The sequence below is a fragment of the Parvibaculum sp. genome (genome assembly GCF_039680535.1).
GTDB lineage: Bacteria > Pseudomonadota > Alphaproteobacteria > Parvibaculales > Parvibaculaceae > Parvibaculum.
On sequence record NZ_JBDKSS010000026.1, the window covers coordinates 1 to 20,067 of the forward strand.

At 63.9% G+C, this 20,067-nt stretch carries 25 protein-coding genes and 1 tRNA gene; 11 read left to right on the plus strand and 15 right to left on the minus strand.

Annotated elements, in window-relative coordinates; translation table 11 throughout:
* Positions 1-192: 192 nt before the first annotated feature.
* Both rplT and rpmI read right to left on the minus strand, forming a co-directional pair.
* Positions 193-549, minus strand: coding sequence for a 50S ribosomal protein L20 (gene rplT / locus ABFC66_RS16470; protein WP_346742070.1), 357 nt, complete (start codon positions 547-549; stop codon positions 193-195).
* Between the two features lie 29 nt (positions 550-578).
* Positions 579-779, minus strand: a complete 201-nt coding sequence (gene rpmI, locus ABFC66_RS16475) for a 50S ribosomal protein L35 (protein WP_152214321.1) — start codon at positions 777-779, stop codon at positions 579-581.
* Positions 780-984: 205 nt separating this feature from the next.
* Here rpmI and ABFC66_RS16480 point away from each other — a divergent pair, with 205 nt between their 5' ends.
* Positions 985-2,466, plus strand: coding sequence for an AMP nucleosidase (locus ABFC66_RS16480; protein WP_346742071.1), 1,482 nt, complete (start codon positions 985-987; stop codon positions 2,464-2,466).
* A gap of 22 nt (positions 2,467-2,488) precedes the next feature.
* On the opposite strand, the gene ABFC66_RS16485 is transcribed toward ABFC66_RS16480, so the two are convergent.
* A complete protein-coding gene (locus ABFC66_RS16485; RefSeq protein WP_346742072.1) occupies positions 2,489-2,905 on the minus strand; it encodes a hypothetical protein in 417 nt (138 codons plus the stop codon).
* Between the two features lie 166 nt (positions 2,906-3,071).
* On the opposite strand from ABFC66_RS16485, the gene ABFC66_RS16490 reads away from it, so the two are divergent.
* Positions 3,072-4,454, plus strand: a complete 1,383-nt coding sequence (locus ABFC66_RS16490) for a 4Fe-4S ferredoxin (RefSeq protein ID WP_346742073.1) — start codon at positions 3,072-3,074, stop codon at positions 4,452-4,454.
* Here ABFC66_RS16490 and ABFC66_RS16495 read toward each other — a convergent pair.
* The 3 genes from ABFC66_RS16495 to ABFC66_RS16505 form a co-directional block, all read right to left on the minus strand.
* Complete coding sequence (locus tag ABFC66_RS16495) at positions 4,451-4,876, minus strand: MarR family transcriptional regulator (protein ID WP_346742074.1); 426 nt, start codon at positions 4,874-4,876, stop codon at positions 4,451-4,453. The genes ABFC66_RS16490 and ABFC66_RS16495 overlap by 4 nt on opposite strands.
* Before the next feature lie 99 nt (positions 4,877-4,975).
* On the minus strand, positions 4,976-6,223 hold the full coding sequence (locus ABFC66_RS16500) for an LLM class flavin-dependent oxidoreductase (protein WP_346742075.1): 1,248 nt from the start codon (positions 6,221-6,223) through the stop codon (positions 4,976-4,978).
* Positions 6,224-6,305: 82 nt separating this feature from the next.
* A complete protein-coding gene (locus ABFC66_RS16505) occupies positions 6,306-6,545 on the minus strand; it encodes a hypothetical protein (protein ID WP_346742076.1) in 240 nt (79 codons plus the stop codon).
* A 265-nt stretch (positions 6,546-6,810) separates the two neighbouring features.
* Between ABFC66_RS16505 and ABFC66_RS16510 the strand changes: the two genes are divergently transcribed.
* Complete coding sequence (locus tag ABFC66_RS16510; protein WP_346742077.1) at positions 6,811-7,764, plus strand: glycerophosphodiester phosphodiesterase family protein; 954 nt, start codon at positions 6,811-6,813, stop codon at positions 7,762-7,764.
* A gap of 70 nt (positions 7,765-7,834) precedes the next feature.
* Here the strand turns inward: ABFC66_RS16510 and infC are convergent, their stop codons facing one another.
* The 3 genes from infC to ABFC66_RS16525 all read right to left on the minus strand — a co-directional run bounded on the left by infC (position 7,835) and on the right by ABFC66_RS16525 (position 10,100).
* Positions 7,835-8,371 (minus strand): translation initiation factor IF-3, encoded by a 537-nt coding sequence (infC, locus tag ABFC66_RS16515; protein WP_346742091.1) that lies wholly within the window; start codon positions 8,369-8,371, stop codon positions 7,835-7,837.
* 138 nt (positions 8,372-8,509) lie between these two features.
* Positions 8,510-8,878 (minus strand): hypothetical protein, encoded by a 369-nt coding sequence (locus tag ABFC66_RS16520; protein WP_346742078.1) that lies wholly within the window; start codon positions 8,876-8,878, stop codon positions 8,510-8,512.
* Positions 8,871-10,100, minus strand: a complete 1,230-nt coding sequence (locus tag ABFC66_RS16525) for a glycosyltransferase family 4 protein (protein WP_346742079.1) — start codon at positions 10,098-10,100, stop codon at positions 8,871-8,873. The genes ABFC66_RS16520 and ABFC66_RS16525 overlap by 8 nt, the downstream gene beginning before the upstream one ends.
* Positions 10,101-10,166: 66 nt before the next feature.
* Here ABFC66_RS16525 and ABFC66_RS16530 point away from each other — a divergent pair, with 66 nt between their 5' ends.
* On the plus strand, positions 10,167-10,949 hold the full coding sequence (locus tag ABFC66_RS16530) for an alpha/beta hydrolase (RefSeq protein ID WP_346742080.1): 783 nt from the start codon (positions 10,167-10,169) through the stop codon (positions 10,947-10,949).
* A gap of 75 nt (positions 10,950-11,024) precedes the next feature.
* Here ABFC66_RS16530 and ABFC66_RS16535 read toward each other — a convergent pair whose 3' ends face one another.
* Positions 11,025-11,417 (minus strand): translational machinery protein, encoded by a 393-nt coding sequence (locus ABFC66_RS16535; protein WP_346742081.1) that lies wholly within the window; start codon positions 11,415-11,417, stop codon positions 11,025-11,027.
* A gap of 79 nt (positions 11,418-11,496) precedes the next feature.
* Positions 11,497-12,387, minus strand: coding sequence for an SDR family oxidoreductase (locus ABFC66_RS16540; RefSeq protein ID WP_346742082.1), 891 nt, complete (start codon positions 12,385-12,387; stop codon positions 11,497-11,499).
* Between the two features lie 72 nt (positions 12,388-12,459).
* On the opposite strand from ABFC66_RS16540, the gene ABFC66_RS16545 reads away from it, so the two are divergent.
* Positions 12,460-13,248 carry a hypothetical protein gene (locus ABFC66_RS16545; protein WP_346742083.1) on the plus strand — a complete coding sequence of 263 codons (789 nt, stop codon included), beginning with the start codon at positions 12,460-12,462 and terminating at the stop codon, positions 13,246-13,248.
* Here the strand turns inward: ABFC66_RS16545 and queG are convergent.
* From queG to ABFC66_RS16565, 4 genes are read right to left on the minus strand one after another with little or no spacing between them, the layout of a single operon-like run.
* A complete protein-coding gene (gene queG, locus ABFC66_RS16550) occupies positions 13,209-14,381 on the minus strand; it encodes a tRNA epoxyqueuosine(34) reductase QueG (protein ID WP_346742084.1) in 1,173 nt (390 codons plus the stop codon). The genes ABFC66_RS16545 and queG overlap by 40 nt on opposite strands.
* On the minus strand, positions 14,362-15,042 hold the full coding sequence (locus ABFC66_RS16555) for a glutathione S-transferase family protein (RefSeq protein ID WP_346742085.1): 681 nt from the start codon (positions 15,040-15,042) through the stop codon (positions 14,362-14,364). The genes queG and ABFC66_RS16555 overlap by 20 nt, the downstream gene beginning before the upstream one ends.
* 37 nt (positions 15,043-15,079) lie before the next feature.
* Positions 15,080-15,499 (minus strand): Cu(I)-responsive transcriptional regulator, encoded by a 420-nt coding sequence (cueR, locus tag ABFC66_RS16560; protein WP_346742086.1) that lies wholly within the window; start codon positions 15,497-15,499, stop codon positions 15,080-15,082.
* Between the two features lie 25 nt (positions 15,500-15,524).
* Positions 15,525-16,493, minus strand: a complete 969-nt coding sequence (locus tag ABFC66_RS16565) for a complex I NDUFA9 subunit family protein (protein WP_346742092.1) — start codon at positions 16,491-16,493, stop codon at positions 15,525-15,527.
* A 255-nt stretch (positions 16,494-16,748) separates the two neighbouring features.
* On the opposite strand from ABFC66_RS16565, the gene ABFC66_RS16570 reads away from it, so the two are divergent.
* The 6 genes from ABFC66_RS16570 to ABFC66_RS16595 form a co-directional block, all read left to right on the plus strand.
* Positions 16,749-16,835 (plus strand) — tRNA-Leu (locus ABFC66_RS16570).
* Positions 16,836-16,923: 88 nt separating this feature from the next.
* Entirely contained in the window at positions 16,924-17,535 is a 612-nt protein-coding gene (locus ABFC66_RS16575; RefSeq protein WP_346742087.1) for a ribonuclease D, read from the plus strand.
* Between the two features lie 177 nt (positions 17,536-17,712).
* Positions 17,713-18,384: an LPS export ABC transporter periplasmic protein LptC gene (gene lptC, locus ABFC66_RS16580; protein ID WP_346742088.1), complete on the plus strand. Its 672-nt coding sequence runs from the start codon at positions 17,713-17,715 to the stop codon at positions 18,382-18,384.
* Between the two features lie 2 nt (positions 18,385-18,386).
* Entirely contained in the window at positions 18,387-18,983 is a 597-nt protein-coding gene (lptA, locus tag ABFC66_RS16585) for a lipopolysaccharide transport periplasmic protein LptA (protein ID WP_346742089.1), read from the plus strand.
* Positions 18,984-19,066: 83 nt separating this feature from the next.
* On the plus strand, positions 19,067-19,852 hold the full coding sequence (lptB, locus tag ABFC66_RS16590; RefSeq protein WP_346742090.1) for an LPS export ABC transporter ATP-binding protein: 786 nt from the start codon (positions 19,067-19,069) through the stop codon (positions 19,850-19,852).
* A gap of 131 nt (positions 19,853-19,983) precedes the next feature.
* A partial coding sequence (locus ABFC66_RS16595) for a hypothetical protein (RefSeq protein ID WP_346742093.1) occupies positions 19,984-20,067 on the plus strand: 84 nt, incomplete at its 3' end.

The following is a 20,067-nucleotide window of genomic DNA, read 5'->3' on the forward strand; positions in this document are numbered from 1 at the left end:
GATTGAATGTCCGTCATGACCTTCTCAAGCTTCGATGTTCCGCCATTCGCCGGGATGTAACCGCAGGAGCGAGGGGGAACAGAAGTGAGAGATCGACGATCCGCCCTCACCCCGGGAAGGCCCGCGCTGTGGCAGCGCGGGGTCCCGACGGGTGTACCGGCCCTGAACGGTCAGGTAAAGCGGCAGCGGCTCTTAAGCGAGAGCGGCCTGCGCCTTTTCGACCAGGGCCTTGAAGGCCTCAGGCTCGTGGATGGCGAGATCGGAGAGCACCTTGCGGTCGACTTCGATGCCAGCCTTGCCGAGGCCATCGATAAATCGGCCATAGGTCAGTCCCAGCTCGCGGACACCGGCGTTGATGCGCTGGATCCAGAGCGAGCGGAAATTGCGCTTCCTGGTGCGACGATCGCGATAGGCGTACTGGCCGGCCTTCTCGACCGCCTGATTCGCCGTACGGAACGTATTCTTGCGACGGCCGTAATAGCCCTTCGCCTTCTTGATCACTTTGCGGTGACGAGCGTGGGTGGTTACACCCCTTTTGACGCGCGACATGGTTCGAGCTCCTTACAGATTGTTCCGGTTCACGCGTTGGGCATGAAGAATTTCAAGACGCGCGCCGTATCGACGTCCGCCATGATGGTCGTGCCCCGCTTGTTGCGGATCTGCTTGTTCGTCCGCTTGATCATGCCGTGGCGCTTTGCCGTCTGGCCGCGTTTGATCTTGCCGGATGCGGTGAGCCTGAAACGCTTCTTGGTCCCGCTTTTGGTCTTCAACTTGGGCATTTTGCACTCCTTATCAGGTGGGCTCCGTTCGCTGAAGACCTTGAAATCTCAAGGAAAAACGGAGCCAGTCCAGGCTTTTCGGATCGCCACGGCATGCCCTTCATGGCCGGGCGGTCCCGAAGGCGCGGATTTATAAGGGAAAAAGGCCGAAGGTCAAGGTCCGAACGGCTCGACGGGGCCGGTGGCGGGACCTAATCTTTCAACCATGACGATACCAGTGCCCCCTGCCCATCCCGCCCGCGACCTCGAAACCTTCACCGATGCCGACGCCGCGCTCGCCCGCATCCGGGAAATCTATGAGCGATCCGCCGCCGAGGTGCGCGGCCGCTTCACCGCCTTCGCCAAGGGCGAGCGCAGCGGGCAATCCACGCGGGAAGCCTGCTACCCCTATCTCGGGCTGACGGTCGCGCCCGAAAACCTCGTTTACGACAGCCGCCCCTCCTGGGGCACGCTGGCCTATCCGGGCAGCTTCGGGACGACCCTGACCCGGCCCGACCTTTTCGCCGATTATTACCGCGCCCAGATCGCGCGCCTGATCGACTATCACAAGGTCCCCGTCAGCGTCGGCATATCGCTCAGGCCGATCCCGCTCCCCTTCGTGGTCGAGGAAGCGACGACCGACATCGGGCCGGAAGACGTCCGCGCACTCGGCGCCGTCTTCGCGCTGCCCGATCTCGCCCATGTGGATGACGCCGTGGCGAACGGCACGCACCGGCCGGCCGAAGGCACCCCGCGGCCGCTGTCGCTTTTCTCCGCCGAACGCGTCGACCTCGCCGTGCAGCGCCTCCACCACTACACGGGCACGGCGGCGGAGCATTTCCAGCGCTTCGTCCTCTTCACCAATTACCAGCGCTATGTGGACGAGTTCACCGCGCTCGGACGCCGCCTCGTCGCGGAAGGCGGCGGCGATGAAAACTACATCCGCTTCGTCGAACCGGGCGATATCGTGCAGGAACTTGGGCAGGCGCCGGAAGGCGAAGCGCCCGCCCAACGCGCCCTGCCGCAAATGCCCGCCTATCACCTCGTGCGCGAGGACAGGCTCGGCATCACGCTGGTGAATATCGGCGTAGGTCCCGCCAATGCGAAGACCATCACCGATCACCTCGCGGTGCTGCGTCCCCATTGCTGGCTGATGATCGGCCATTGCGGCGGTTTGCGGCGTTCACAGCAGCTCGGCGACTACGTGCTCGCCCATGCCTATGTCCGCGACGACAAGGTGCTCGATCAGGATCTTCCGCCCTTCGTGCCGGTGCCGCCCATCGCCGAAGTGCAGGTGGCGCTGCAGGAGGCGGTGGAACGCGTGACGGGCCTCGAGCCGCCCGAACTCAAGACGCGCATGCGCACGGGCACCGTCGTCTCGACCGACAACCGCAACTGGGAACTTCGTTACGAGGAACTCTATACGCGCTTCAACCAGTCGCGCGCGGTGGCGATCGACATGGAAAGCGCCACGGTCGCGGCCAATGGCTTCCGCCTGCGCGTACCTTACGGAACGCTGCTCTGCGTCTCCGACAAGCCGATGCATGGCGAGATCAAGCTGCGCGGCATGGCGAACGCCTTCTACCGCCAGCGCGTCAACCAGCATCTCTCCATCGGCATCGAGGCGATCAGGCTCATCCGCGAGCGCGGCGTGGACGAGCTTCACTCACGCAAGCTCAGAAGCTTCGACGAACCCGCCTTCAGATAGCGACCTTCATGTCCGCCGGGCGTCAGTGACGGGGGCGCTGCATCGGGCTGCCCCCGGGGCCGCCGCTTCCCGGCCCGCCACCTCCAGGTCCCATGTGAGGCCCGGGGCCGCCGGGCGGCCTGTGGCCGCCATCGGGATGATAGCCCGGCCGGGGTCCGTGACGGTCGCCGAAATCATGCGGCCCGCCATGCCAAGGGCCACGATAATAAGGCCGTGAGCGCCAATAGCGGTGCGGTGCGTCGTAATAGAAGTACGAGCCGCTCACATAGCCGGGGGCGTAATAGCCGGGCCCGTAATAATAGGGGCCGTAATAGGCATACCCATAGGCGGGGCGATAGACATATTCGTCCGGTCCCACGGGATAGGCCACGCAGCCGGCGAGTCCCAAGCCAAGACCCGCCAGCGCCGCCAAGCCCGCGAGCTTGAGATTTCTGCGCATAACCAAACTCCAAACCCCGCAACCCGTTCTGACAGAACGAGCCGGGGCGCTGAAAGGTTTCACGCGAGCCAGATTATTTATCCGCCGGACAGGGCGGGGCGGTCTTGACGCGAGGTTTATAGTGCATATACATGATGTATCTGCACTATATATCTGGGAGACAGACATGCCGCAGGACGCCGCACCCGGAACGACCGAGCACCCCGATATCGCGCGCTATCGGACGGAACACATTTCGCCGGCCGGAGACATGCAGCCGCTTTCCGCCGCGTTTCTTCGCGAACTGATGTTCGAATGCGGTGCGGACGATTGCGGCTTCGTCTCGGTGGCCAATCCGTCCATCGCCGACCAGAAGGCATGGATCGACGCGCTGCTACCCGGCGCGAAGAGCCTCGTCAGCTTCGTCATCCGCATGAATCGCGAAAATGTGCGGACGACCGTCCGCTCGGTCGCGAATGAGGAATTCCACCAGACCTATGACGAAATAAATGCCGCCGGGCGGAAAGCCGTGCGCAAGCTCGAAGCCATGGGGATAGGCGCCGTCTCGCCCACGGCCGCCTTCCCGATGGAAGCGCAGGCCTATCCTTCCGCCATGCGCATCATCTCCCACAAGCCAATCGCCGAGGCCGCCGGCCTTGGAAAGATGGGCCTCCACCGCAATGTGATCCATCCACGCTTCGGCAGTTTCATCCTGCTTGGCACGATCGCAATCGACAGGGAGATCGACGAGTTTTCGTCGAGCCTCAATTATGCGCCCTGCCTCGATTGCAAGCTCTGCGTCGCCGCCTGCCCCGTGGAGGCGATCGGCGCTGACGGCACCTTCAATTTCTCCGCCTGCTATACGCACAACTACCGCGAATTCATGGGCGGCTTCATCGACTGGGTGCATGAAGTCGCGGAAGCGGAGGATGCCGACGACTACGACAGCCGCGTGACACCCGGCGAGAGCGTCTCCATGTGGCAGAGCCTTTCCTTCAAACCGGGCTACAAGGCGGCTTATTGTCTGAGCGCCTGCCCTGCAGGCTCTGACGTGCTGGGCAGTTTCGTCGAGGATCGCATCGGCTTCCGCAAGCGCATTCTCGATCCGCTGCTCGCCAAGCCTGAAACCGTCTTCGTGCTCAAGGGTTCGGATGCGGAGGAAAGCCTGCCCGCGCGCTTCCCGCACAAGCAGGTGAAAGTGGTCGACTGGACCATTCCTTCGGACAATCCGTTCGGCTTTCTCTTCGGCCTGACCCTTACCTTCCAGCGGCGAAAATCACGCGGCCTCGATGCGACGCTTGCGATCTTCGTCGAGGATCACGGACCTCTGCCTGCAACACTGTCGGTGCGCAATCAGCGCGTGGCTGTCGAGTTCAAGGCGCCTGCCGCGCCCGACGCAACGCTCACGCTGACATGGCCGGTGCTGCACAAGATCTTCAAGGACGATCTTCCGATCGACGACGCGGTGACGGCACATGGCGCGCGCATCGATGGCGATGTCGAGCTTGTAAAGCGGATTCGCGCCTGCTTTCCCGTCTATCGAGTGCGGACGTCGAAGCGCGCGGGCTAGGCTTTTGAAATCAGGAGGTGGAGCGATTTCTTTACGCCGGGCCAGGCGGAACCGAGATTTCCCTCCACCTCATCCTGCGCCTTGCGCCAGAGCGGCAGGGCCTGGGTCAGAACCTTGCGCCCTTCCTTGGTGAGCTTGAGCCCAAGCGAACGGCCGGCGCCGGAAGGCTCGGACTCGATCAGACCTTCGGTCTCGAGAAGCTGAACATTGCGGACGAGGCTCGACCGTTCGAGCGCCAGCGCATCGGCAAGCTGCGTCAACGACTTCACCTTGCCCTCCTCGATCGAGATCAGCAGCGTGAACTGCGTGATCTTCAGCCCCGTCGGCTTCAGCGCCCTGTCATAGAGGCGGGTCAATTTACGCGCCACCATACGCGCGCGAAGCGCAGCGCAGCTTTCCCGCACATCGGCTTCGGTGGTCATGGCTCTCCCTTTCGCAGCATCCTATGTGTAACTACACATAGGATGCTGCCGGGGAAGGCACAAGCGAAAGCGGAGGCGGCGACACGCGCGCCGCTTCGATCATTCCGCAGGCGCGGTCTGGTTCACCTGCGCCTTGGCGACAGAGGCCTTGACGACGGGGATTTCCTCGTCGGCGAGCGGCTTCATCCAGTTCTTCCGCTTGAGCGCCGCTTCGATATAGGGCGCGAGTTCACGCGCCTTGCGCTCTTCTCGGGCGGCGACTTCGGCCTTGAACTCCGGCATGACTTCCGCCGCGAAGAGTTCGAGCGACTCGCAGATATGCTCATGCCGGTTGCGTCCCGCCTGCTGCATGAAGATCACCTGATCGACGCCTGCGTTCTGGAACGCGCGCAGATGGGCGCGCATATCGTCGGGCGTACCGATACCGGTGGCGATGGCGTCGGCACGGGCGGCAGCGTCAATCACTTCCTGCGTGCGGTTGCCGCGCGCCTTGAGGTAATCGCCCCACATGTCGGTGCGACCCGGCACCGTGTCATGCGCGACGAGCGCGTTCAGCGCATAGCCGAAGAACTCGAAGCCCTCATGGCCGCGCCGGATCGCTTCGGAGCGGTCGCGATGCACCGAGAAGTTGGAGACCATGGCGATATTCGCATTGACCGAATGGCCGAGCGGCACGCATTGCTCCGACTTGATGATGCCATAATAGATTTCCGACCAGACTTCCGCCTCCTTCGGATCGACGAAGGAGAAGGCGAGCGCGCCGACGCCAAGCGACGCGGCGATCCTGATCGTGTCGCGATTGGTGCAGGCCATCCACATCGGCGGATGCGGGTCCTGCATCGGCTTCGGCAGCACGTTGCGGCAGGGCATCGAGAAATACTTGCCTTCGAAACCCGGATAGGGATCGAGCACCATCATGTTGGCGATCTGCTCTCCGGCTTCGATGGCCATGGCGCGCTTTTCCTTGGCGGGGATGTTGAAGCCGCCGAGTTCGAGACGTGTTGCGCCTTCGCCAATGCCGAATTCGACACGGCCGTTCGAAATGATGTCGAGGGTCGCAAGACCTTCCGCCGTGCGGGCAGGATGGTTGTAGTTCGGAATCACCTGACGGATGCCGTGACCGATCCTGATGCGCGAGGTGCGCGCGGCAGCGGCGGCGAGGAATACTTCGGGTGCGGATGAATGGGAATATTCATCGAGAAAGTGATGCTCGACTTCCCAAGCGTAGTCGTAGCCGAGCTTGTCGGCGAGCACGACCTGCTCAAGCGCTTCGTGGAAGAGCCGGGCTTCGTCTCCCGGCTTCCAGGGCTTGGGCAACTGCAACTCGTAAAATACGCCGAACTTCATTCAATCCTCCCTTTGTTATGTTCTTTGGAGAGGATTGTAGGCAAAGCCCGGAACACCGCCAGCGCTTCCCGCTGGCCGCGCCTCAATTGACGAGCTGAACGTCGGAATAGCCGCGGGCGCGCCAGTCGAGCTGCCGCCGCGCAGCCTCGCCGCGCGGCGAGTCGGGCTCCTCGGCAACGATATGGCGAAGCTCTTCATCGCTGAGGCGGGTGAGATCGATCGGCCCCAGACTCGCAATGGCGGCGCGCATGGCGTGCTGGCTGTCATAGAAGGATATCCGGCGGCGCCGCGTCAGATACCTCCAGAGATTGGAGAACGACATTTTGACCGGTACCTCTCGCTACTCGTGACCTCGCCCGGAAGCGCCCGGGGCAACCCAGCGGATGATCCGCGCCGCCTTGTCTGATCTTTAGGTGTATATCTAATGATATACTCAAGATAACAAGGCCGGAATGAGCGACCAATCCAATCTGGCGGATTAATTTGGGCCAGACCGGCACGACGCCCGCTTGGCTTGGCCGTGCCGATATGTTCCCCTTCGCAGCCCCCCAAGCGCCAATCAATCGCCAATGATGAGCCAGATCCCCATGACAAAACCCCTTCACATCGCCCATCGGGGCGGCTCCGGTCTCTGGCCCGAAAACACCATGGAGGCTTTCGAGCGCGCCATTGACGCCGGGGCGGACGGGATCGAACTCGATGTCCATCTGAGCCGCGACGGCATTCTCGTCGTCCACCACGACGAAAGCCTGAAGCCTGCCATCGCGCGGGGCCCGGACGGCAAATGGCTCGACCGGCCAACGCCACTCATCAAGGAGCTTAGCTTCGCCGAGTTGCAGACCTATGACGTGGGCCGCTTGCGCCCCGGATCGCGCTATGGCGCGCATTATCCTGAGCAGACCGCATTCGACGGCGCACGCATTCCAAGACTCGAGGATGTCTATGACCTGGTGAAGCGGCGGGCAAAGCCCGGCTTCCGCCTCTACGTGGAACTCAAGACCGCGCTCCTCGACCTCACGCAGTCAGCAGCACCCGAGCCGCTGGCGGAGGCCGCGGTGGCGCTTGCGCGCCGCAAGGGCATGGCGGAGCAGACGACCTTCGTTTCTTTCGACTGGCGCGCGCTTGCACATGCAAAGTCCATTGCGCCCGAGATCGGGAATGCCTTTACGACCTCCCCCTTCTTCCAGATCGACCCGGCCGACGCATCCTCCACACGGGATGCGCCGGGCTCCGAAGATGCGGCGATGCGCAACGCGTCCGCCAATGGCGCGGATTTCTTCTCCGGCTTCGACTGGCGCGCCCAGCAGGGCGCGAGCTTTGCCGAGCGGCTCCTCAATGCCATTGCAGCAGGATCCGCCGATGGCTGGTTTGCCTGGTATGGCGACGTGACGGCAGAAACGGCGGCCCTTGCGAAATCGCTGGAGCTCGAAGTCTCGTGCTGGACGGTGGACGCTGCGGAAGACATGCGCCGCCTCGCAAGCTTCGGCGTCGATGGAATCCTCACCGACCGGCCCGACGTGCTGAAAGCAACGCTCGGCTGAGACGCAAAAAGAAGGGCCCGGCGCCTTGCGGCGTCGAGCCCATCCTCGTCCCGATCATGGAGCGGCTGCCTTACTTGGGCGCCAGCACCATGACCATCTGCCGGCCCTCGAGGCGCGGGTGCGCCTCGACCTTGGCAATCTCTTCGACCTGGTCCCTGACGCGAATGAGAAGCTGCATACCGAGCTCCTGATGCGCCATTTCGCGGCCACGGAAGCGAAGCGTGACCTTGACCTTGTCACCCTCATCGAAGAAGCGAAGCATGCTCCTCATCTTCACGTCATAGTCATGGTCGTCGATGTTCGGGCGCATCTTGATTTCCTTGACCTCGACGGTCTTCTGCTTCTTGCGCGCCTCGTTGGCCTTTTTCTGGGCCTGAAATTTGAATTTGCCGAAATCCAGAAGCTTGCACACGGGCGGCTTGGAATTAGGCGATACCTCGACGAGATCGAGTCCTGCCTCTTCCGCCATCTTCATGGCTTCCACTGTGGGGATGACACCCCGCTTTTCGCCTTCGGCGTCGATGAGCAGAACGGTCGACTCATCGATCATTTCGTTGATGCGCGGGCCCTCGCGGGTGGGCGGCGCCTGGACTGGTCTGCGAGCTATGTAACCTTCTCCTTTAGCTGGTCCGCCATGCCCGGGAGCGTCACGCGCTCGGGAACAAGGGCACAAAGGCCCGAAATCGGGTCATCGGCGGACGATTATTGCTGCAAAGCTATAGATTTGAAGTGCGCCCCCCGCAAGTCAAGAAACGGGCTTCGCCTGCGGCAGAGCCGCCTGAAGCGCCTCAGGCCCATGCCATTGTGGCATCGGCCACACACAAAACCGCATGAAACGCGTGAGGGCGGACATTTCCAGATCGTAGATATGCCCGATATGGGCCCAGGAGATGCGACGCACAAGGGCGAGAAAACGCACGGGGCCCCTCGCCGAGCCGTCGGTCCAGACCGTGACGCCGATGCCTGAGAAGTGCGGCGCGGCTTCCGGCGTCGTCAGCAGGATCACTTCCGCGCCGGGATGGCGCCGCGCAACGAGCCCGAACAGCTCGCCGGGCGTTTCACCATGGGCGTTCGCGTCGAGCAGGATCACGAGGACGGGCTTCGCCTCAGCCACCGCGCTTCGTCCCGTCGCGCTTGTCGCGATTGCGGGCGATGAGCCGCGCATAAACGTCGAGTGTCGCCCCGGTCATGGTGCCGACGGAATAATGGGCAAGCGCATTCGCCCTGCCCCGCTCGCCCATGGCCCGGCGCGCCTCGGGCCCGAGTTCGAGGATTGCTCGCATAGCCGCTGCCAGAGCCCTTGCGTCGTTCGGCTCGACCGCGAGGCCCGTCGCATTGCTCAGGCCTCCGGCCGCTTCCGGCGTCAGCACCGTTTCGCGCTGGCCACCCGCGTCGCTGACGATCACGGGACGGCGCATCGACTGCGCTTCGACGGCGACGCGGCCAAATGGCTCCGCCTCGATCGACGGCGAAAGCACTACATCGCTCAGCGCATAGGCCGCCGCCATGTCGTCGCAATGGCCGACAAGGGCGACGTGCCGGGCGAGATCCGGCTCGCGGAGCAGATCCTGTATCTCCTTCACGAAGGCGTTGCGCCCCTGCGCGTCGCCGACGAGAAGAAGCCGAAAGCCTGTCAGACCGCTCGAAAGCAAGTCGGCCGCTGCCTGCACAGCGAGCTTCTGGCCCTTCCAGCGCGAGATTCGCGCGGGGAGCAAGAACACCGTTCGCCCATCGGCCGGAACGTTCCAGCGCGCACGCAAGGCCGCGACGCGCCCGGCTTCGACGGCATCTTCATTGAGATAATCGGTGTCGACGCCGCGGGGCACGACGAAGATGCGCGCAGGGTCGGGCGCGTGGATGCGCGCGATCCGTTCGCCCGTGTAGAAGGAATTGGCGATGACGGCGTCGCCGCGCGTCATCACGGAGTTGTAGAAGACCTTCAGACGCGGCGCTTCATGCACCTTGGAATGATAGGTGGTGACGAAGGGAAGGCCGAGGCGATGGGCGGCGGCCAGCGCGCTCCATGCAGGCGCGCGGCTTCGCGCATGAATGAGGTCGATCTTCTCGCGGGCCGCAAGCCGCGTCAGCCGCTCGACATTGAGCGCCATGATGATCGGGTTCTTGGAGTGAACCTCCATGTCCACATGCTCGGCGCCCGCGGCAAGAAGTTCGCCGAGAAGCCGCCCCCCGGAACTGGCAACGACCGCGCGTCCGCCTGCTGCCACGATGGCGCGGGCCATGTCGATCGTCGTGCGCTCCGCACCGCCGATATTGAGCGACGGGATGACCTGCAGGATCGCGGGACGCGGCGACAGATTTTCAAATGAAATGGACACGGCTCGTTTCTGCCTGATGTATGGTTTGCCGGTCGCCCGGAGCAACACCGACATACATAACAGACAATGACCGACAGCCCAGACCCCCGCAAGCTTACCCGCCCCGACGGAGAAACCCTCGCCTACCGGATTGAGACGCCCGCGACACCCGCGGGCCCCACCGGCGTGACATGGCTCGGCGGCTTCAAATCGGACATGACGGGCACCAAGGCAGGCGCCCTGGCCGAATGGGCAAGGCAGGCACGGCGCAACTTTCTGCGCTTCGACTATTTCGCGCATGGCTCATCATCGGGCGATTTCAGCAAGGCGACCATCGGCCGCTGGCGCGACGACGCGCTCGCCGCCATCGATGCGCTGGCCGAGGGACCGCAGGTGCTCGTCGGATCGAGCATGGGCGGATGGATGGCGCTGCTTGCGGCGCTCGCGCGGCCGGAGCGCGTCAAGGCGCTCGTTCTCATCGCCCCTGCGCCCGACTTCACCGAAGAGCTGATGTGGAAGAACTTCTCCGACGAGGTCCGCGAAATCCTGATGCGTGACGGCATTTATCGCCGCCCGTCGGAATATGACGAGGAGCCCTACGAGATCACGATGAATCTGATCGAGGAGGGACGGAACCACCTGCTGCTGGACAAGCCCATTCCGATCAGGGTGCCAGTCCGCATCCTGCAGGGCATGGCCGATGCGGACGTGCCGTGGAAACACGCCATGCGTCTGGTCGAAGCGCTGGAATCGAACGACGTCGCGATCACCATGACAAAGGCCGGCGATCATCGCCTGTCGACGCCCGAAGATATCGCGCGGCTGATAGCGACCATCGAAACGCTGCTCGCCGAAATCGAGACGCGTTGATCTTTCGGGGGTCGAAAAATGAAAGAGGCAACCCGGCCGGATTGCCTCTTCATTCCGATGCCTGAGCCGCGGCCTTCAGAGCTGCGGCAGCGTGCGGTCGATCTTGTGAAAATAGGCCCGCGCGTAGTTGGTCAGTTCGCCATCGCTCGGATGGTCGACCGTTTCGATGCCGACGACCTTGGTCGCCAGCGCCGGGTGCTTCGCCTGAAGATGCTTGAGGAAGGCGAACTTCGCATTGGCCGGACCGACGATCAGAATCTCGCCGAAGCCGTTGAGGCCCTTGGCAACTTCCTCGTAATAGGCCGGGTCTTCCGGAGCACGCCAGTTGCGCGACTTTCCGGCGCTGTGCTGCGTATGCTTCACCGCCTGGTGGTGCTGCAAAGTGGCCGTCGCATGCTCATCCGGATTGAAGGAAACGATGCGGGCCTCGTGATGGTCGATCCAGACGGCGGCGTGGTAGTGAGTCATTCAGGTTTCTCCCTTGTATGCGGGGCACAGTAACCCAAAGGCGCATAAAGCACCCTGAGCCAGATCAATGCTGCCCGCGTCAGTTTGTCTCGATTTCGAGAAGGGCGGCCAGCCCCTCGCGATAAGTCGGAAAAGCGAGCCTCACCCCAAGCTCCTCGCGGATGCGCCGGTTCGAGACGCGCTTCGATTCCGCATAGAAGCTTCGGGCCATGGGCGACAATTCCGCCTTCTCGAAGGCGATTTCGGGCGGTGGCTCGCGCCCGAGGAGCCTCGCCGCATGGGCCACGACATCCTGCGGCGGTGCGGGCTCGTCATCGCAGACATTATAGGCGGCACCGGGATTGGGGCGCGCGATCGAAGCCTCGAGCACGGCTGCAATGTCATCGACATGAACGCGCGAAAAGACCTGACCCTCTTTCACAATGCGCTTCGCCGTGCCGTCGAGAACGCCCCGGATCTGGTTGCGGCCCGGACCGTAAATGCCCGCGAGCCGGAAGATATGGAGCGGCAGGCCCGCCCCGGCGGCGAGCCCGCGCCAAGCTTCCTCGGCGGCAAGGCGGCGGCGTCCGCGCTCCGTCGAAGGCGCAAGCGGCGTCGCCTCCGTCACCCAGTCGCCGCCACGATCGCCATAGACGCCGGTCGTCGAAAGATAGGCCATCCATTCGAGCCCCGGCGCCAACGCCGCGATGACGCCCGCATGGGCCGCGAAAACCGGATCTCCCGCCTCACCCGGCGGAACGGAAAGCAGGAGATGGGTCGTGCCGCGAAGCGCCGCCTCGGGATCGGCAAGCGGATGCCCCTCGCCGAACAGATGCATTTCGAAGCCCCGCGCCGCGAGCGCCGCCGCCTTTTCTTCGCTTCTGCAGGTCCCTGCAACGGCAAAGCCCCGTGCGCGCAGCCGCCGCGCCAGCGCCTCGGCGCTGAAGCCAAGCCCGAAGCAGAAAAGCCGCTTCCCCGTTTCCTTCACCATGGTTCCCGACGATCCCGTCCATTACCGGCTATTGACTTGCAATGCGCCCGCGCCTCGGGGAGGTTATCGCCCATGATGACCGCCAGACAAAGCATCCCCGTCCTTGCCCTGCTCATTGCGCTTGGGCTTGCCTCCCCCTCCAGGGCCGAGGAGCCCGCCAAACCGGCGGAACCCCGCAGCTATGAAAGCTGTGTCGGTTTGACGGACAGCAACCCGGCCAAGGCGCTCACCTATGCGCGGGACTGGAAAGCGGCGGGCGGCGGCAACGCGGCACTTCATTGTGAGGCGCTGGCGCTGTCCGCTCTGGGCGAACTCGACGAAGCGGCGGCCCGCTTTCAGGAGCTGGCCGATGCCATGACGGACGCCCCGGTGGAAACGCGGGCCGAAATCTACGGACAGGCGGGCAGCGCATGGGCGGTCGCGGGCAATCTCGCCAAGGCGCGGAGCGCCTATGACACGGCAATAGAGCTGTTGCCGGGCATTCCCGAGCTCTATCTCGGGCGGGCGCAGGTCCGCGCACTGGAAAAGGACTGGGACGGCGTACGCACGGATGCCGGCGAGGCCCTGGCCGAAAGCCCCTCGCTCGCCGCGGCCCTGACCCTCCGGGCAACCGCCTTGCGCAATCTCGGCCACCCGAAAGCCGCGCTTGCGGATGCGGAACGCGCGGTGTCGCTCGCGCCGCATAATCTCGAAGCCTTGCTGGAACGCGGGCGCATGCGGGCACAGACCGGCAATGTCTCCGGCGCGAAGGCGGACTGGCTGACTGTCATACGCTTTGCGAAGCAGACGGGCCGTACATCCGACCCGGCGGTTGCGGCGGCTCAGGCGCTGCTCGACAAGTCGGAAAAGCCCGCGCAATAGCGCCATTCTTCCTTCACGCCATCGTCCTCCTCGCGCGACGACGCATCGGCAGCCAGCGCCTTCGCCTCATCGGGCGCAAGCGCGCCCAGCGCCCACACCGCCATGGCGCGGACGAGCGGCGCTGCATCACCGAGCCGCTCTCGCACGAGCGGCAGAAGATTGGCGTCCCCGGAATTGCCGATCGCAATCAGCACATTGCGGACAAAGCGGTCGCGCCCGATGCGCTTGATCGGCGAACCGGAAAAAAGCGCCCGGAACGACGCATCGTCGAGCGAGACGAGATCGGCGAGCCGCGGCGCACGCAGCTCCTCGCGCGCATGAAATGCAGCTTCGCGTGCTTCGCTCGCAAACTTGTTCCAGGGACAGATGGCCAGGCAATCGTCGCAGCCATAGATGCGATTGCCCATAGCCTTTCGGAATTCGCGCGGAATGGCGCCCTTGTTCTCGATGGTGAGATAGGAAATGCAACGCCGCGCATCGAGCTCGTAAGGCCTAGGAAATGCTGACGTCGGGCAGATGTCGAGGCAGCGATGGCATTCGCCGCAGCGGTCCTCATGCGTCTCGTCGGCTTCGAGCTCCAGCGTCGTGAAGATCGAACCGAGAAAGAGCCAGGAGCCGAAATCCCGCGAGACGAGATTGGTATGCTTGCCCTGCCAGCCGATGCCCGCAGCTTCCGCGAGCGGCTTTTCCATGACGGGCGCCGTATCGACAAAGACCTTCACGTCCGCGCCGCTCGTTTCCGCAAGCCAGCGCGCCACCTGCTTCAGACGCGATTTGACGAGGTCGTGATAGTCGCGATTCCTCGCATAGACGGAGATCGCCGCGCGGTCGCGCCGTTCGAGCAGCTCCAGCGGATTCTCGTCGGGTCCGTAATTCATCGCCAGCATCACGACGCTTTTGACGTCGGGCCACAGGATGCCCGGATGGCCGCGGCGCTCCTCCGTTCCCTCCATCCATCCCATGTCGCCATGCCGCCCGGCCGCCAGCCATTCGCGCAGGCGCGACGAGGCGAGCGGCGCCGCGTCGGGACGAGCAATGCGGATGACGTCGAAACCTGCTTCCTTCGCGCGTGCGACGAGCGCCGGTTTCAACCCAGCCGCCGTCGCGGCGCGATCAGAAGTCGAGATTGGCATAGAGTTTCGTCGGCGGCATTCCCGGCACGTAGTCCGCAAGGATCTGCCGGAAGGTCGGACGCGACTTGATGCGGACATACCAATCCTTCGCGCCGGGGAACTGTGTCCAGGGCACATCTCCGACATAGTCGAGGCAGGAGAGATGCGCCGCGGCGGTGACGTCCGCGAGCGTCATCTCCTCGCCGGAAAGCCAGCGACGCTCTTCCATGAGGTAGGAGATGTAATCGAGGTGGTAGCGCAAATTGTGGAGCGCCGCGCGAACCACGGTCATGTCGGGAGCGCCGCCGCCCTCGGAAGCGCCGAGGAAACGGCGCGTCACCTTTTCGAAGATCAATCCGTCGGAAACTTCGACGGCGAACTTGCGGTCGAACCAGTCGACAAGGCGGCGCGTCTCGGCGCGGTCGACCGGATTGCCCGGCAGAAGCTTCACATCGGGCGACGCCTCCTCGAGATATTCGCAGATCGGCGTACCGCCGGAAATGACCGAGCCATCTTCCTCGATCAGCACCGGCACTTCTCCCGCGGGATTGAGCGCCAGAAATTCGTGCCGCCGCTCCCAATCGCGCTCCTCGATCAAATCGAAAACAACGCTCTTTTCGGCGAGCACGAGGCGCACTTTGCGGCAGGCGGGGGAAATGGGCAGATGATAAAGCTGACGCATGATCTCGCAGTCTAAACTTGGAAAAGGGCAGGCGCCCTCACTTGGAAGAGGTTCCGCCGCATGCGCCGTCCGCAGCGGCCAGCCCGTCGATGATCGGGCAATCCGGGCGGTCGTCACCATGACAGCGGCTTGCGAGGTCCGCCAGCGTCGCACGCATGGACCGCAACTCCGCGATCTTCCTCTCGATCTCGGCAATGTGGCCCTCGGCGATGCGCTTCACATCGGAGCTGGCCCGGGCCTTGTCGCGGTAGAGAGCGATGAGATCGCGGCACTCCTCGACGGTGAAGCCGAGATTCCGCGCGCGGGCGACGAAACGCAGCGTATGAACGGCATCTTCGGTATAGGAGCGATAGCCATTCGCCGACCGCGTGGCGCTTTGGATGAGTTCGATTTCCTCGTAGTAGCGAATCGTCTTCGCCGGAACGCCGGAGCGGGTCGCAACCTCGCCTATGTTCATGGTGCCTCCCCCGCCCTGAGTGGCCTTATTCCGTCACATGAAGCTGTTCGAACTGACCGCGGCGACGGAACCGGCCGAGATAGGCAGGCAGGATCGCCTCCATGCCCGTCGGCGCAATGCCGAGGCCGTTGAACGCGCGGCCTTCCTTCTGCGCCGCCTCGCTCACCACATTGTCCAGCGTGACCAGGCGGAGCTGATCCACCGTGAGCGCCGGGTTCGGCAGGAGCTGGAGGATCGCTGCGAGCGGCTTCGCGAGGAAGACGGGCAGCGGCAACAGGAGCCGCTTGCGGCCGATCTCGCGCAGCATCAGCTCCATCAGCTCGCGGAAGGTGGCGACTTCGGGTCCGCCCAGCTCAAAGGCCTTTCCGTCGGCGGCGCCCGTTTCGAGCGCGCGCACGATCGCCTCCGCCACATCCTTGACATAGACGGGCTGGAACTTCGTCGTGCCGCCGCCGATCAGCGGAAGGGCGGGCGACAGCCGCGCCATGGCTGCAAAACGATTGAAGAAGTCGTCCTCGGGCCCGAAGACGATCGAAGGGCGCAGGATCGCGGCATTTGGCAGATGGGCCAGAACCGCCTGCTCGCCCAGCGCCTTGGTCCGGGCATAAGAGGACTGGCTATCGGCATCGGCGCCAATCGCCGAGACATGGACGAAAATGCCGACGCCTGCCGCCTTGGCCTCGCGAGCCAGACGGTCGGCGCCACCGGCCTGCACGCTTTCGAAGTGCTGCGGGCCCGTCTCATGCAAAATCCCGACGAGATTCACGACCGCATCGGCCCCTTCGATTGCGGCGCGGACGGAGCGCGTATCGCGGATATTGGCCTGTACGGGCTCGACCTGACCGACATCGCCGGCGGTCTTGACGAAAAGCGCCTCATTGGGCCGCCGGACGGCGACGCGGATGCGATATCCCCGGCGCGCGAGCGCCTGGACCGTATGCCGGCCAACAAAACCCGATCCGCCGAAAACGGTGATCAGGCTGCCCGGCCGCAAAGTGGCCCGCTTTTGTTCAGTTCCAGTCCCGGACACGCTCTTCTCGCCTCCAACTGCCTCGAAATCCGCCCCGACGCCCATTTTGAGCCGGTGCCGCTACATATGTCCTTGATAGCCCAACGGGATGCCTGCGGCAAAGCCTTCGCGATGCCGCCATCGGGGGGACGAGAACGCATCACGGGCACGGAAAACCGCTTCCTGCGTCCACGGTCCATTGACAAGCCTTCGCGCCCTATTTAAGTCTCCCCCCGGTTAGCCCAGGTGGCGGAATTGGTAGACGCACTAGCTTCAGGTGCTAGCGCTCGCAAGGGCGTGGAAGTTCGAGTCTTCTCCTGGGCACCATCTTTCTCTCGCTCCTCGGCGACCTGAACGCCGGGGCCGCCTTCAAGGCTCAGGCCTTGAAGCGCGGCGACGGAGCAAACGAGGCAATATGGCGATCACGCTGCACAAGGGCGACCTGCCTGCCGGCCTGAGCTTCGGCCCGAGCGTCGCGGTCGATAGCGAGACGCTCGGCCTCAATCCTCATCGCGATCCGCTCTGCCTCGTCCAGCTTTCCGCGGGTGACGGCAATGCGCATCTCGTGCAGCTTGACCGCTCGACCTATGACGCACCCAATCTGCGCGCGCTGATGGCCGACCCGTCGGTTCTCAAGATTTTCCACTACGCCCGCTTCGACGTCGCCGTCATGCAGAAGTATCTCGGTGTCGTCACGACGCCGATCTACTGCACAAAGATCGCCTCGAAGCTGGTGCGCACCTATACCGACCGGCACGGGCTGAAGGATCTCTGCAAGGAGCTCCTCAATATCGACCTTTCGAAGCAGCAGCAGAGCTCGGACTGGGGCGCGGAAAAGATTTCCGAAGCCCAGCTCGCCTATGCCGCCTCCGACGTGACGCATCTGCATGAGCTCAAGGCGATCCTCGACCGCATGCTTGCGCGCGAGGGCCGCACCGAACTCGCAAAGGCCTGCTTCGCCTTCCTGCCCGTGCGCGCCTCGCTCGACCTCGCCGGATGGGGCGAAGAGGACATCTTCGCGCATTGAGTCTGCGGAACCGCGGCGAATATCGGCGCATTCGTTGACGCTCGAAGCCCCTTACGCGCATACTTGGCACATGAAAAGCACCCTCGTCCAAGCGATGCCGAAGCCGTCCGGACGGAATGGGGCCCAACGCAAAGCCCCTTGGAAAGCCGGATTCCTCTTTATGCGGAACAAAGCGGAATGAGTGAGTCGCTCGGCGATAACGAGGCCAACGCCGAACTGCGGCGCGGGCCCCAGCCGCAGGCGCGCCCTGCCGTGGCGCGCCACAGCCGCTTTGTCTCGACGATGAAGATCGCGCTGCCGCTCGGCGCCGTCGCGCTTTTCGCGACGGTACTTATCTATTCCGGCGCCTTCGACACTCACGACAAGCTCGACATCAGCTTCCGCGAGATTTCCACGCCCAACAACGACCTGCGGATGGTAAGCCCGCGCGTGACAGGCCTCGACGGCGCGGGGCGTCCCTATGTGCTGACGGCCGACACGGCGACGCAGGCGCCCGGCAAGCCGAACCACGTCACGCTCGACAATGTGCAGGCCGATCTCAAGCTCGAGAACGATGCGGACTGGGTCTCGCTCTCATCGACAACCGGCCTTTTCGACACGGAGACGCAGACGCTCGATCTCAGCCAGAAGATCGACATCTACGCCTCCACGGGCTACGAGTTTCATGGCACCTCGGTCGAGGTCGACCTCCGCAAAGGCATCGTCTCCAGCCGCGCTCCCGTCGAGGGGCATGGGCCGTTGGGCACGTTGCGCGCGGACAGCATGACGGCCGACAATGCCAACCGGACGCTCAACTTCAAGGGCCGCGTCAAAGTGCGAATCTACGGGCAAGAGGGTAAGGGGAAGTAGTCATGACTGGAGCACCGAGGCCGGGCGCCATGCGCCGAATTCAGGCAGTGGCCTGCGCCGCCCTTCTCGTCGGCGCGAGCTTCGCCTTCGGCGCCGCCGCCAGGGCCGCCGAGGCAGGCCCGCGCGATCCGCTGAGCGGCTTTGCCACCAGTCCCGACGCCCCGATCGAGATCGAGTCCGACTCGCTGGAGGTACAGGACCAGCAGCACCAGGCGACCTTCATCGGCAACGTGGTCGCGACGCAGGGCGGCATGAAGCTCCGCTCCGACCGCCTCAAGGCCAGCTATGCCCAGGGCACCGGCGGCAAGACCCAGATTCGCGAGATCGTCGCCACCGGCAACGTCCACGTCATGTCCAAGGACGACCAGTCCGCCGATGGCGACTGGGCGCGCTATGTGGTGGCCAGCCGGAACATCCTCATGGGCGACAAGGTGGTCCTCCGCCAGGGCAAGAATGTCATCCGCGGCACGAAGCTGACCATCGACCTTGCCACCGGCAGGAGCAAGATCATCGGCGGCGCCGAGGCCGGAGCCGCAAAAACCGGGTCGACCGGGCGCGTCAAGGCCCTCTTCCAGCCCCCGCCGAAAGAGAAAAAATAAAAGAAAAGCTGGTAAAAGACCTCATTTCATACAAATTTAATGCCAAGTGCTATCAGATGATGGCGAATGAGTGAGGACGACCCATGCAGAGCCGCGCCGCAACCGCTGAGACCAGGTCCCATGAGGGGCCGCGCCTCGTTGCGAGCAATCCGGGTCTCTCGGTCGAAAAGATCGGCAAGAGCTTCCGGCGGCGCCCGGTGGTGCGGGGAGTGAGCTTCGACGTGCACCGGGGCGAGGCCGTCGGCCTGCTCGGCCCCAATGGCGCCGGTAAAACCACCGTTTTCTACATGATCACCGGGCTGATCGCGCCGGATTACGGCACGATCTCGCTCGACGGCAGCGACATCACCAGCCTGCCCATGTATCGCCGCGCCCGACTCGGCATCGGCTACCTGCCGCAGGAAGCCTCGATCTTTCGCGGCCTGACGGTTGAACAGAATATCCGCGCGGTTCTCGAAGTGATCGAAAGCGACCGCGACCGCCGCGAGGCGACGCTGGACGATCTGCTGGCCGAGTTCTCCATTACGCATCTCCGGCGCACACCATCGGTGGCGCTGTCGGGCGGCGAAAGGCGGCGCGTCGAAATCGCGCGTGCGCTCGCGACCCAGCCCTCCTTCATGCTGCTCGACGAACCCTTCGCCGGCATCGACCCGATCGCCATTGGCGACATTCGCGACCTCGTCGCGCATCTGAAGGATCGCGGCATCGGCGTTCTCATCACCGACCACAATGTGCGCGAGACGCTCGGCCTGATCGACCGCGCCTATATCATCCATGCCGGCGAGGTGCTGACCCATGGCCGGGCGACCGACATCGTCAACAATGCCGACGTGCGCCGGCTCTATCTCGGCGACAATTTCAGCCTCTGAGACCGATCTTCACCATCCGCGCAGCCGGCGCTTGACCAAACTTCTCAAAAAAGCAATTTTTGGGCCAGTTGGATTTTGCCGTCCCGGCCACGATGGCCGGAGGCCGCTTTCCGGGAGAACAGAGCGTCCGCATGGCCCTCGCCGCCAGCCTTTTCCTGCGCCAGAACCAGTCGCTGGTCATGACGCCGCAGCTCATGCAGTCGATCCAGCTCCTG